Annotated in this window: 14 protein-coding genes; 5 read left to right on the forward strand and 9 right to left on the reverse strand. The window is 35.9% G+C overall.

Annotated elements, in window-relative coordinates; genetic code table 11:
• Positions 1-15: 15 nt before the first annotated feature.
• From tadA to IAE51_RS03050, 4 genes are all read right to left on the reverse strand, one after another.
• Entirely contained in the window at positions 16-483 is a 468-nt protein-coding gene (gene tadA, locus IAE51_RS03035; protein WP_003129664.1) for a tRNA adenosine(34) deaminase TadA, read from the reverse strand.
• Complete coding sequence (locus IAE51_RS03040; protein WP_033898754.1) at positions 484-1,422, reverse strand: metallophosphoesterase; 939 nt, start codon at positions 1,420-1,422, stop codon at positions 484-486.
• Complete coding sequence (locus IAE51_RS03045; protein ID WP_200094712.1) at positions 1,410-2,162, reverse strand: MBL fold metallo-hydrolase; 753 nt, start codon at positions 2,160-2,162, stop codon at positions 1,410-1,412. The genes IAE51_RS03040 and IAE51_RS03045 overlap by 13 nt, the downstream gene beginning before the upstream one ends.
• A 124-nt stretch (positions 2,163-2,286) precedes the next feature.
• Positions 2,287-3,396, reverse strand: a complete 1,110-nt coding sequence (locus IAE51_RS03050; protein WP_200094714.1) for a vitamin B12 independent methionine synthase — start codon at positions 3,394-3,396, stop codon at positions 2,287-2,289.
• Between the two features lie 167 nt (positions 3,397-3,563).
• Here IAE51_RS03050 and IAE51_RS03055 point away from each other — a divergent pair, with 167 nt between their 5' ends.
• The gene (locus IAE51_RS03055; protein WP_200094716.1) at positions 3,564-4,550 is read left to right on the forward strand and encodes a zinc-binding alcohol dehydrogenase family protein; all 987 of its coding nucleotides are present in this window, start codon (positions 3,564-3,566) and stop codon (positions 4,548-4,550) included.
• Between the two features lie 31 nt (positions 4,551-4,581).
• Here IAE51_RS03055 and IAE51_RS03060 read toward each other — a convergent pair whose 3' ends face one another.
• Positions 4,582-5,244, reverse strand: coding sequence for a YoaK family protein (locus IAE51_RS03060; protein WP_003129657.1), 663 nt, complete (start codon positions 5,242-5,244; stop codon positions 4,582-4,584).
• 209 nt (positions 5,245-5,453) lie between these two features.
• On the opposite strand from IAE51_RS03060, the gene IAE51_RS03065 reads away from it, so the two are divergent.
• The 4 genes from IAE51_RS03065 (at position 5,454) to IAE51_RS03080 (ending at position 9,306) form a co-directional block, all read left to right on the forward strand.
• Complete coding sequence (locus tag IAE51_RS03065) at positions 5,454-5,672, forward strand: zinc ribbon domain-containing protein (RefSeq protein ID WP_003129656.1); 219 nt, start codon at positions 5,454-5,456, stop codon at positions 5,670-5,672.
• A 106-nt stretch (positions 5,673-5,778) separates the two neighbouring features.
• Positions 5,779-7,773 (forward strand): ATP-binding cassette domain-containing protein, encoded by a 1,995-nt coding sequence (locus IAE51_RS03070; RefSeq protein WP_058206616.1) that lies wholly within the window; start codon positions 5,779-5,781, stop codon positions 7,771-7,773.
• A gap of 206 nt (positions 7,774-7,979) precedes the next feature.
• The gene (locus IAE51_RS03075) at positions 7,980-8,624 is read left to right on the forward strand and encodes a DedA family protein (protein WP_010905527.1); all 645 of its coding nucleotides are present in this window, start codon (positions 7,980-7,982) and stop codon (positions 8,622-8,624) included.
• Positions 8,625-8,694: 70 nt separating this feature from the next.
• Positions 8,695-9,306: a TMEM175 family protein gene (locus tag IAE51_RS03080; RefSeq protein ID WP_015426050.1), complete on the forward strand. Its 612-nt coding sequence runs from the start codon at positions 8,695-8,697 to the stop codon at positions 9,304-9,306.
• Between the two features lie 18 nt (positions 9,307-9,324).
• Here IAE51_RS03080 and lmrA read toward each other — a convergent pair whose 3' ends face one another.
• The 4 genes from lmrA to IAE51_RS03100 all read right to left on the reverse strand — a co-directional run bounded on the left by lmrA (position 9,325) and on the right by IAE51_RS03100 (position 13,272).
• Entirely contained in the window at positions 9,325-11,079 is a 1,755-nt protein-coding gene (gene lmrA / locus IAE51_RS03085) for a multidrug efflux ABC transporter LmrA (protein ID WP_032943351.1), read from the reverse strand.
• A gap of 102 nt (positions 11,080-11,181) precedes the next feature.
• Entirely contained in the window at positions 11,182-11,856 is a 675-nt protein-coding gene (locus tag IAE51_RS03090) for an SGNH/GDSL hydrolase family protein (RefSeq protein WP_200094718.1), read from the reverse strand.
• 26 nt (positions 11,857-11,882) lie between these two features.
• A complete protein-coding gene (locus IAE51_RS03095) occupies positions 11,883-12,371 on the reverse strand; it encodes a flavodoxin domain-containing protein (RefSeq protein WP_033898739.1) in 489 nt (162 codons plus the stop codon).
• 25 nt (positions 12,372-12,396) lie between these two features.
• A complete protein-coding gene (locus IAE51_RS03100) occupies positions 12,397-13,272 on the reverse strand; it encodes a MarR family winged helix-turn-helix transcriptional regulator (protein ID WP_003129644.1) in 876 nt (291 codons plus the stop codon).
• Positions 13,273-13,306 lie beyond the last annotated feature (34 nt).

Below are 13,306 nucleotides of genomic sequence, written 5' to 3' on the forward strand. Positions count from 1 at the left end.
CTATTATAACACAATTTATTTTTTTCGTCTATTTTTAAAGAAATCTTGCATGATTTTTGCACACTCGTCTTCTAAAATCCCCGATTCTACTTGGACTCGATGGTTCAGTCGCTTGTCTTCTAAAATCTGATAAAGACTGACCGTTCCTCCAAATTTAGGATTTGTCGCTCCAAAGTAAACTTGTGGAATCCGCGCTAACCCAATTGCTCCGGCACACATGACACAAGGTTCAATGGTGACAAAGAGGGCGCAATCAAGAAGTCGCCAATTTCCCACTGCCTGATTTGCCGCTTCAATCGCGCAAACTTCAGCATGATGTGTCGCCCGACCATCAAGCTCTCGCCTATTGAAATCACGCGCAATAATTTCGCCGTCTTTGACAATGACAACTCCAATCGGAACTTCCTCATTTTCAGCTGCTTTCTGCGCTTCTTTGAGTGCTTCCTTCATAAAAAATTCTTTTTCTTCTTCTGTAAAATTCATTTATCCTAAAAATTTCTCTTGTTCAAGACAATATATTTTGACTGGAACTGCTTCAAATTGTTCTAATGTCCCATTGACAATTGTATTATCTAAACAAATATAGTTTCGATGTTTCCCAAATAAAAAACCACTCACATGACCAACAAAGACCTGAACATCAGTGTTTGGTACGCCCACAGCTTTAGCAACACTATTTCGCCGTTCAAAAGAATCACCTGGCAAATGTTCCCAAAACAAATCTTTTGTCTTCTCTTTTTCATAAGAAAGGCTCATTTTTGCACTATGAGAGAGTACCACCCACTTATTTTCAATTTTTTCAATCAACTGTTCTGGCTGACCAAAGTTATCTTTCATTTCTGTCAGTAAAAATTGTCTGTCAGTAACTGACAGCTTTTTCCAGTTTTCAATTGAATACTGCCAGCCATTTGGTGGAGCCCCTTCATAAATATCAATCGTTCCAATTGCATTAGAAAGTTGCTCTTCATCCGTTTTACCGTCACTTGCAAGTTCTGACCACATTTGCTCATGATTTCCCATCATGACTGTCACATGATAACCAGCATCTGGCAAAGTTTTCAACAAATAAAGTAAAGCATCAAAGCCAAAACGGCCATGATCAATGCTATCTCCCAAGACAAAAAGCCGGTCATTTTTACTAAAATGAATCTCTGTCAGCGTTTTTTTCAAGCCAGATAAGCGTCCATGAATGTCAGAAACAAATAAATTACGCTGATAGTGCTTATCATCACTGACAAACCTCGTTTTAGAACTGTCAGCACTTTTTTTAACCAATTGTTCAATCTGACTTTTCGTTTTTGGTGGATTGTAATTAAGCACACAATTTTGGATACTGACAAAACCAAAGAAAATTCCTGTCAGTAAAATGATAAATGAAATGAGGAAAATTAGCTTTTTAAAAGGGCTTATCAAAGTTGCCATATTTTATGCGGAACTGCTAAATCAGTAATGACAGCATCCCCCGCTGCTTCTTTTGCTTCTGTCAGTAAAATATCCAAATCACCAAATTGTGGCAGATGAGTCAAAATTAATTTTTTAACCTTTGCATCCTTAGCAATTTGACCGGCTTCAATTGATGATAAGTGATTAGGCATTTTTGCTTTATCTTTAAAGAAATAAACATCAGCAAGAAGAAGGTCAGCCTCTTTGGCAAAGTCAGTCAATTCATCAAAATAACCCGTATCTCCAGTATAAATCAAAACTTGTCCCGTTCTACGTTCAACAATGCGCATGGCATAATTCACCACAGGATGAACTGTTTTTAGAAAAGTAATATCAAAAGGACCAACTTTTGTTCCATTTTCGACATCATAAAGATGACCTTCCGAAACCTTATCCAAAGTTAATTTAGAAAATTCATATTCATTTTCCCCATGGCCATAAATAGGCAACATCATTCCATCCCAACCATCTTGACCCAATGGATAAAGCTGACGATATTGGCGAAGAGCCCCCAAATCTGCAATATGGTCTTCATGATAATGACTCAAAATAACTGCATCAAGTTGAGTTGGTTGCAATTCATGTTCAAGTTCTGTCACCGCGCGTGAACCACAATCTAAAAGCATGTTAAAGCCTGATTCTGATTGTAAAAGATAAGAGGTTGTTCCGGCATCGCGCGTAGGATATCCGCCCCAAACACCTAGTGCTGTTAATTTCATATTTTTTCTCGCTTTCTTTATTTTTTGCTTAAGTCTATTATAACAAAGCAAAGCTAATTTAGCTTATGCGCCATTTAATCTTTACTGACAAACAAAAAAAGTGGTAGAATCCACCACTTTTACTTTATTTCCAAATTTTATCCACAATCTTTTTAATATGTGCTAATTTAGCCCATTCTTCTTCTTCAGTCAAATCGTTTCCTTCTTCTGTAGAAGCAAATCCACATTGTGTTGAAAGTGCCAAATTTTCAAGTGGAATCGATTCAAGCGCCTCGTCTAAGCGAGCTTTAATGTCTTCATACTTTTCAAGTTCTGGATGTTTAGAAGTGAAAAGTCCTAACACAAGCAAGACATCTTTTCTTTGATTCCAGATTTCTGCTAAGGGAGCAAAAGAACCTGAGCGAGCATCATCGTATTCTAAAAAGAAAGTATCATAATTAAGCTGACCTAAGTATTTTGCCACAGGCTCATAAGAACCCTCAAATAAATAAGTTGATTTGAAATTTCCTCGACAAATATGAGTTGAAACTCTCAAGTCCTCAGGCAAATCCTTCAAGAGCTTATTAACAAGATAGACAATGTCTTCACACATCTTAACATACTTTTCATGGTTTTCTGGATCATCTAATAATCTGGCAATAAGATAAGCCCAAGTCGTATCGTCCAGTTGAATATAACGCGCACCCAATTCATAAAAATGGAGCAAAGTTTCATGATAAGCTTGAGCCAAATCATCTAAGAATTCTTCCCAACTTCCATAAAATTCTGGCCAACGGTCTGAACGACCATCACGATTTGGAATTAACGAAGGTGAAGGAATAGTAACTTTAGGTTCAACTCCTTCTGGTAAAAGACTTTTTAAACAGTTAAAATCCGCAAAAAAGGGATGTTCTGGGTTAAAAGCTACTTTACCAGTCAATTCAATATTAGTTGTCCTTGTTTTTGCACCATGGAATTTATAAGAATCCTCTTGTTCATAAGTCCCAACTCCATTAAGCCCCCAGAGGAAATCTAAGTGCCACCACGAACGATTAAATTCTCCATCTGTCACCGCTTTAAGGCCAACGTTCACTTCTTCTTTCACTAATCTCTTAATTTCAGATTCTTGAATTTTTTTAAAGTCACTTAATGGAAGTTGCCCTTCTGAATAAGCCAAACGTGCTTCTTTTAAAGTTTGGGGACGGAGAAAACTTCCAACGTGGTCAAAATGATAATGCTTATAAGTTTTTGTCATGAAATTACCTAGATTCTATTAGTTTAACTCATTCCATTGTAGCAAAGCGTCATTTCTTTGGTCTTAGAAATTTTTAATGACATGATGTAAATATTTAATATTAAATTCAAGTGATTGACTTAGGAGTCAGACTGGTATAAACTTTTACTTATAAGAGAGGTAGAGAGATGAAAGCAATTGGAACTATTGATTCTAGCAAAAATTTTATTGACTTTGAAATAGAAAAGCCAATCTTAAGACCCCATGATTTATTGATAAAAGTCGAGGCAATCTCAATCAATCCAGTTGATACAAAGGTTCGTAAAGGGATTAAAGACAATTTAGCAGAACCAAAAATTCTAGGTTGGGATGGTTTAGGAACTGTCGTCGAACTTGGGAGTGAAGCTAATCTTTTTAAGGTTGGGGATAAAGTGTTTTGGGCCGGTGATGTTACTCGTTCAGGTTCAAATGCTGAATTCCAAGCCGTTGATGAACGAATTGTTGGTTTTGCTCCCAAAAATTTGACCAAAGAAAAAGCAGTCGCTATGCCTCTAACAAGTTTGACTGCCTATGAACTTCTCTTTGAAAAACTAGAAGTGACTGATAAATCTAAAAAAAAATCACTCCTCATTATTAATGGTGCAGGTGGTGTTGGCTCAGTAGCAATCCAAATGGCCAAAAATGCTGGATTGACAGTGATTGCTACGGCATCAAATCCCCAAGCCATTGAATGGGTCAAAAATTTTGGCGCCGATTATACCGTCAATCATCATGAAAATTTGGTTCCTCAAGTTCATGAACTTGGCTTTAAGTTTGTAGATTATATTTTAATTTTAAATGCCGTTGTTGAACATATGCCAGCAGTAAATGAGTTAATTGCGCCACAAGGTTCGATTGCAAATATTGTTGAACCAGGGCAAGCTATTAATTTAGATCAACTAGCTCATAAATCTGCACGTTTTAACTTTGAATGGATGTTTACAAAAGTCGTCTCAAATACATCTGATTTACAAAGTCAACATGATATTTTAAATAAAGTTTCTGAATGGCTAGATAATGGCGTTCTAAAAAGTACAATGACTCAGAATCTCGGACCAATTACCGCTGAGAATGTGAAAAAAGCTCATGAACTCATTGAAGAAAATCATACAATAGGGAAAATTATCCTATCTTAACGCTTAAAAAAATCCTCTTATTTGAGGATTTTTATATTTCATCAAAACGAACAATTAGATAAACGGCCCCTATCATGAAAGTAGAGCCCATCATCGTCCAACTTCCAAACCAATTTCCAGCAAGTGTTGCAATAGCTGCTCCAGCAAAGAAAATACTGATAAGCGCGGCATATATACCAACTGACCGGAGTTTTTGTTTATCTTTGGTAATGATATACTGAGCAAGATTTGCCGACATGGACTTCATATTACCTGTCATAAAGATACTTCCGTAAGCACGACCATGAACTTTTGTAAAAGTATCATATTGAATCGCCATAAAGTAAGAGAAAATCCCAACATAAAAGGAAACAGGAATCTTCAAGCCCAAACCATAAGCCAAGGCAAAAATTGTCACCCCTAACCATTGAACCAATAACAAATAAGAGGCATCAAAACGGCGACGTTTCATCAAATAGTGAGAATAAAAGCCCCGAGTCATTACTCCTAATATAAAGAAGATAATCGGAATTGCAAAATCCCAAAACCTAGCAAAATCTCCTTTAGCAATATTAATCCCCGCCTGAATAACATTCCCTGATTGTGCACCAATAAAACGGTCATTAAAATGAAAGAATGAGAAACCATCCATAAAACCTGCATTTAATGCAAAAATTAATGCAATACGCAGTTTTTCTTTAACTTGTCTATCCATAATTAGAATTATATCACAAAGATTATTTTCATTGTTTTTCAATAATGGTTTGAATTTCACTTTTTTATTTATTATTCTAGATTTAAGTAATATATTAAATAGTGAAGCGGATTCAAAAGACTAAAAGAATCAACTTTTTTGAGTTATAATGGATTTAAATAATTAAGAAGACAAGCGATTTTTCACTTTACTAACGAGGAGGAGTTAAAATGAACGGTTATCAACAACAATACACTTGTATCAAATGTGGCAATCATAATTTTGAAGAAGATCAACTTCAAGCAACCGGTGGAAATTTTTCAAAGATTTTTGATGTTCAAAATAAGAAATTTATTACTATTTCTTGTTCTCAATGTGGTTATACAGAACTCTACAAAGCACAAACGAGTACGGGAATGAATATTTTAGATTTTTTACTGAACGGTTAGCTTAGGTAGTCAATAAATTTGAAAATAAGACTTAGGTCTTATTTTTATTTAAGAAAATTAAGTTATAATGTAAAGTACATACTTTAAGAAAAGGAAGAGAGTCTTTATGGCCGTTTTGGAATTAAAAAATATTAGGAAATCCTATTTTCTTGGAAAAGAAGAATTTCCTGTCCTCAAAGGAATCAACCTCGAGTTTGAACGTGGTGATTTCGTCAGTCTCCTAGGAGAATCCGGGGGAGGTAAGTCAACTCTGATGAATATCATCGGAGGACTTGACCGTAAATATGAGGGGGATGTCATCGTTGACGGCCTTGCTCAAAAAACAAAAAAAGAAAAAGATATGGATGCTTACCGTCGAGATACTATCGGTTTCATCTTCCAATCTTTCAATCTTGTTAGCTATTTGAGTGTATTAGATAACATTTTAATCAGTCTTAAAATGACAAGCTTATCTGATAAAGAGCGTCATGAAAGAGCGATTGAGCTCACAAAACAAGTTGGTCTTTATGAACACCGTAAGAAAAATCCATCACAACTTTCTGGAGGACAAAAACAAAGAGTCGCAATCGCGCGTGCCCTAGCTTCTGACCCTGAAATTATTCTTGCTGATGAACCTACTGGTGCTCTTGACTCACAAAACACGAAAGAAGTTTTAGCACTCTTACGTCAAATTGCTCAATCTGGTAAGACAGTAATCGTCGTTACTCACTCACAAGAAGTTGCTGATTACGGTACAAGAATTATCCGTTTGGCCGATGGACAAATCACAGGTGACGAACGTCTAAAAGAACCCTATCCTGTTGAATCACATCAACGGATGAACTCAAAAGCGTTGTCATATCGTGATACTTTCAGAACAGCCTTTAAACACTTTACTCACTCTTGGAAAATTAATTTATTAATTGCAATCGGAACAGCAATCGGTCTGTTCTCAGTCATCTTTTTCTTAGGACTAGGAAATGGTGCAACCAAATATATGAATGACACCATTACTTCAAGTGTCAATCCGAATGTGGTTACCATCTTCAAGCGGACAACAACTGATAATAAATTAGGAAATGAGCAAGCACTCCAACAAACGCAACAGGAACTTGGGAATGCTGCTACTAACCTTGACAGTGCTCATCTTTCAAAATTGAAAAAAGTTGATAACGTCAAAAAAGTTGAGCCAACTTATTCAATTTCTGGCTTAGGAACACTTACTGCCAGTGATAAATCTAAATCTGGTTTAATGACTCTTGATACTTGGACTCAATCAAATATCAATGATGATTACGTTGCTGGTTCAAAACCTGCTGATGGCGAAATCGCAATCTATGCTAGTGATGCTAAAGAATTAAATAAAGATTATAAATCATTAGTTGGTAAGAAAATTACTTTAAAAATTCCAGCTAAAACAGCTGCTGGAGCAAGTGTTGAAGTTACAAAAGAATTCACTGTATCTGGTATTTTGAAAAATCCTCAAGGCCCAGCAAGCTCTTCTAGCAGCCTAATTGCCACTTACAATACTGTCAAAGCTGCTCTTGAATCTGCTAATGCAGATAGTGATGCCACTTATGCAGTAGTTACAGTTAATAAAGTAGATAATGTCAAATCAACAACTTCTGACATCCAAAACTTGAAAATTGATGGAACAAAAGCATTTGTTACATATAGTGTTACTTCATTCCTCGATGTCATCACTAATATTACAAATATCGTCAGCTATGTTCTTGCCGCTATTGCCGGAATCAGTTTGATTGTCTCAATCTTTATGATTGTTGTTACTACTTACATGTCTGTTGCTGAACGGACAAAAGAAATTGGTGTTATCCGCGCACTCGGTGGACGTAAGAAAGATATTTCTCGTCTCTTCACCGCTGAAAGCTTGATTCTTGGTCTGTCATCAGCCGCTATCGCTATTGGATTTGCCTACCTCGGACAATTCCTCATCAATAAAGCTCTAAGTAGTTTCCTTGACGGGGCAAGTATCGTTCAAATTTCTGGTGGACACATTATCTTTGCGATTATCGTTGCTGTATTAATTGCTCTCCTCGCAAGTTTAGCTCCAAGTGGACGTGCAGCACGTTTGAACACAATTGAAGCCCTCGCTTCTGAATAACATACAAATTCTTCTGTCAGTCATTTCAAATGACTGACAGAACTTGTAGATGAAGTTTATCTACTGACAGCCTCTGTCAGTAAACCTATGATTTCAAAAAATAGACCTTGCCAAAAGACAAAGCCTATTTTTTGTACTTTATATTGTTTGGTGGCCTTCCAGCCTTATGTTAGAATTAAAGTAATAGACAAATAAAAGGAGTATTAATGCAAGAAATAATTATCCAAGTCATGAACCAATTTGGCTACTTTGGTGTTGCCTTTCTCATTATGATTGAGAACATCTTCCCACCAATTCCTTCCGAAGTAATCTTAACTTTCGGTGGTTTCATGACTACTTATAGCGAACTGGGGATTATCGGCATGATTATCGCAGCCACTATTGGTTCTGTGCTTGGTGCATTGATACTCTACTTCGTCGGTCGTCTTTTAAGCGTTGAACGCTTAGAAAAATTAGTTTCTGGACGTTTAGGAAAAGTACTTCGTCTTAAACCAGAGGACATCACAAAAGCTGAAAAATGGTTTTTAAAGAGAGGATATGCAACAATCTTCTTCTGTCGATTCATTCCTTTAATTAGAAGTCTAATTTCAATCCCTGCTGGTTCTGCTAAAATGAAACTCCCAAGTTTTCTTATTTTAACAACCTTGGGAACACTTATTTGGAACATTGTTCTAGTGTGCCTTGGAGCCGCTCTTGGTGATAACTGGGAGATGATTGCTGGAATTCTTGATTCTTACTCTTCAGTTGTGGTTGTGATTTTAGGGATTATTTTCATCCTTGCGATTCTTATCTTTGTCAAGAAACGATTTTTCCCCAAAAATAAAAACTATTCATCTGATACAGAAAAATAAGCTTTAATGCTTATTTTTTTTATAAAATTTCATTAACTTTTGTTATAATTGGTAATACAAAGGAGATTTTATGGTATCTAAAGGGCGTTTAGCCGGTTTTATTGATGCAATTATTGCAGTAATAATGACTATTATGTTATTAGAATTCGAATTACCTAAAACAGGTGGAATTCTTGATTTTTTGAAAGATAATCTCGTCTATCTGATTGCTTACCTTTTGAGTTTTATCTATGTTACAACTTCTTGGTTTAATCAACAATATATGCTTTCACAGGCTGAGAAAATCACTCGTCGAATCTATCATAGTTGCATGATTTGGGTACTCTCATTATCAATGCTTCCTGTACTTTCTGCTTGGGCTGGACGCACAATGGACTTCTTTCATGATTTCGGAATCCACTCACCAAAAGCACCTGCCCTACTCTTTATCGTGATGATTTATATTTGGGGATTTGCATATAGTTATATGACCGATTGTTTTATTGCTGACAATCCTAAAGAAAAGGCTGAACTAATCGCTCAAATGGAAGTTTATCACTATTTACGGAATCCTTTTTGGAAGATTGGAATGGTCATTAGCTTCATTATCACTTTCTTCTATCCCCCTTTTGTATTCATTTATACAGCAGGAGAAATGATTATTGCGACAATAAGAAGTCAAAATAAAAAAAGCTCAACTTAAATCGTTGAGCTTTTTAGTTTATTGACCAACAGTCAATTGTTCTGAAACATACTTAGCATAGAGTGGATGTGTGGCAACAAGTTCATTATGTTTGCCACTCCCTGTGATTTGACCTTTTTCAATGAAGTAAATCTTATCCGCATCAACAATTGTTGAAAGTCTATGCGCAATTACGAGCGTTGTGCGACCTTTCATCAAACTATCTAAAGCCTTTTGAACCATTGATTCTGATTCACTATCTAAACTAGCCGTTGCTTCATCAAGCATCAGGATTTTTGGATTTCTCAAGAAAGCACGAGCAATCGCTAAACGTTGTCTTTGACCACCAGATATTTTCACACCTCGTTCACCAACTTCCGTATTAAGTTGATCAGGCATATTTTCAACAAAGCTTCTTGCAAAAGCTAAGTCAAGAACTTGCCAAAGGTCTTCATCTGTATAGTCTCCTTCAAGTCCATAAGTTAAATTTTCACGAATGGTTCCAGCCATAATTGCTGAATCTTGACTGACAAAACCAATTTGACTCCGCCAATTTTCCAAAGAAATATTATCAATCGGTTGACCATCAATTGTAATTTCTCCTGCCGTTGGTTGATAAAAACGTTCTAAAAGAGAGAAAATTGTTGATTTACCACCACCTGAAGGTCCGGCAAAGGCAATAATTGAATTAGGTTGAGCTTCAAAAGAGATATCACGTAAAATTTGTTCAGAATCATCATAAGCAAAGTCAACATGGCGAGCTGAGAGGGTTTTTCCTTCCAAATCAAGACTTTCTCCTTGATGAAGTACTTCTTGTTCTTCATCAAGTAATTCGGTCAAACGACCAGTTGATCCTGAAGCTTTAGCAAGTTCTGTAAAGAAAGTTGCCACAGTTGGTACGGCTCCGATTAAGTTCATCAAATACATCATCATTCCAAGCAAAGTCCCAAGACTCATGACTCCTGTTGAGATGAGATAAATTCCGTAAGCAAGAAGTCCAAAGATCATCAGCATCATTGATAACATCATAACTGGTGACATCAAACCATCAAAGATGGCTTCTTTTACCCCAATTTTATAAAGGGCATTGACATCATTTTCTGCTTTTTTAGAGGCTTGTTTTTCAGCATTTGAAGATTTTACCAAGCGAATTTCTGATAATGATTCACTAGCAATCCCTTGGAAATTTGCTAAAGAATCTTGTCTAGTTCGCCCAATTTTTTGACCAAAAGTCATAATTGGGAACATAATGAGCATAACTACTGGAACAGCAATAATCATGGCAAGGGTCAAACGCCATTGCATCTGAAGCATGAAGACAATTGAACCAACCAAAAGTAAAATAGACGTAAAAGCTTGTGGAATACTGTTTGCAATTAAATTTTTAACTTGGGTGGTATCGTTGGCTAAACGAGAACTCATTTCTCCTGTTTTAACTTCATCAAAATATTTTACTGGCAGATGAATCATTTTATCCCAGACACGCGTCCTTAGATTTTTTACAACTGATTCACCAAATATCCCAAGGACAATTGCTGCAATAGCCGAAACAGCAGCTGAACCAATATAAAGAGCAATAACTAAGGCAACTTTGCCACCGTTTACTCCATGTCCAAAACTATTAACAAGTGGTTGAACCATTTTGGGGACTTGTAATTGAATTAGTGTTCCAACGATTCCTGCTAGAATCCCAATGATAAAGAAAAGATAACGTGGCTTTGCAGCACGAATCAATTTGACGAAATGTTTAATGGATGTTTTGTCAACCGCTTTTCCTTCGATACGATTGGCCATTTGTGGACCTCTTTCCATTGTTTGCTTACTTCCTTTTTCTAATTATTGAATTTCAAGACGAAAAGAAATGATTTCAATTACTTTTTATCTTAATTTATTTTTTTATTCTTCCAAATAAACTTTGAGTTTTTCTAAGACAAGTTGATAGCCCGCTGGATTTAGATGCGCTCCATCAAAAGTTAATTCTTTTTTCAAATTGCCATTTTCATCAGATAAACCATCATTAACATCAATAAAGTGAAAATGATGGTTATCTGCAAGTTTTTTTATTTTATCTGAAGCTTTTTGAAACTTTTTATTACTTCTCGTTTCAAATAAAGTTTTTTCATCTGAGTCTTGACCAAAATCAACCGTATTAATCGGATAGTAGCGCATCACATAAACTTGCGTTTGAGGTAATTTACTTTCTATTTGAGAAAGAATTTGATCATAGTTATTCAAAAACTCTTCTTCTGGAATCTCAAAACCGATATCATTCGTTCCAATATTAATAAAGATTTTTGAGGGTTCCAAATTAAAAATTTGACTCTCTATGTGTTCTAATAAAAATGAGGTCGTCGTGGCTCTAACCGCCCGATTGTAGATATAGTGTGAAAAAGTAACTTCTCCAGCTTCCTCCCACTTCTCAATAGGAAATATCTCCATTAATGATGAGCCAACAAATAAAGTTTGTCCCTTTTTTGCTGATAGGTTTGCCTTGTCATAGTTTTTAAGAAGTTCTTCTTGAAAAGCTGCAAGCTGAGGGTTTATCGTAAGAGCTTTGGTTTCTTTTGACATTATCTTCTCCTATAAATTTAGCTATTTTAAATCCACTCTACTTTGTTTAATTGAGCCACAAACTGTTTCTCAGCTTCCGGTAAAAACTCAATCGGGTGTTTTTTAGACTCTAGCTTTATCATTGATTTTGCAATAATTTTATCGTGCCAGTTAAAAGGGGTCAAATTATTTACCTCCCCTCCAAAGTTTGCGATAGCTACAGCATTTTTGCGCAAAGGTTCGGCGATTTCTTTTTTAATCACTTTCGTAAAACTATCATATTCAACCATTGTAACGAATGCCGCAAAAGGTTTCGTTTGCAAAATTTCTTGATATTTTTTTAAGAAACTGCCTACTGAACGTTCAAATTTATGACTATAAACAGGGCTGGCAACAATCACAGCATCAAAATCTTTAGGATTTACTACTTCAGCATTTAAATCCACAAGTGTGACCTGATTTAAATGTATCGCTAGCTTTCTAGCGCACTTGGCAGTATTTCCTGTCTTACCAGCGTAAGCGATGAGTGTTCTCATTTTCCGCTCCTTATCTATTCAATCCTTAGAAATCATCCCAGTTTTCTGGTTTTTTAGGTTCTTTATTTTTGTCTGTCTTTGGTTTAGAATCAAAATCTGGACGACGGTTTCCGTCAAAATCACCAAAACGATTTTTCATTTCATCTGAAAAGTGATCCCAATGTTCATTAAAATCGGCTTGATCTCTTCCACCAAAATTATTTCTAAAGCTATCTTTGAGCTGCTTACCAAAGGCTTTCCAATCTTCACCAAACGGAGCTTGTGAGCGTTCGTCACGACGCATACGATTTTGTCCACGTTTCATTTCTTGAGATGAACGACGCATTTCACGTTGCCAATTTTGCATTTCACGGCGCATGTGATTCCCAAATGCATGACGGTCATGAGCATTCATCATATTTTCCATAAATGGATTTCCGAAAAATTGTGCCATTCGTTGGAAATCTTGATCATTACGTGCGTCGTTATTTTCTACTAATTTTTCCATTAGAAAGGCTAATTGTTCTTGTTCTTCATCTGTTAGATTGCCAAAAATTGTTTCTGAAATATCATTATGCATTGTATCACGTGTTTCTTGAGCTTCACGACCTTTATCAGTCAAGAAAATGCGGCTGACACGTTTATCATTCTCATCTTGTTTACGAATAACCATTTCCGCTTCTTCTAATTGTTTAACCTGAGCTGTTACACTTGAAGGTTTAATATCAAGAAGTTCGGCAATTTCTGCATTGGTTAGACCATCTTTATTCCATAATTCAACGAGTAAACCTTGAGCTCCATTGCGGTTACCGCGATTTTTCATTTGTTTTGAAATCCCATCTGCTCTTAAAGCAAAAAGGATGTTTGGATTGTGCAATAGTTTTGAAAATAGATTCAATAAGTTGTTTGTTTGTTCTGACATTATGTATTCTCCTTATATCAAATTCTTTGTAATT

It is taken from the genome of Lactococcus sp. S64 (genome assembly GCF_016516525.1).
Taxonomy (GTDB): domain Bacteria; phylum Bacillota; class Bacilli; order Lactobacillales; family Streptococcaceae; genus Lactococcus; species Lactococcus lactis.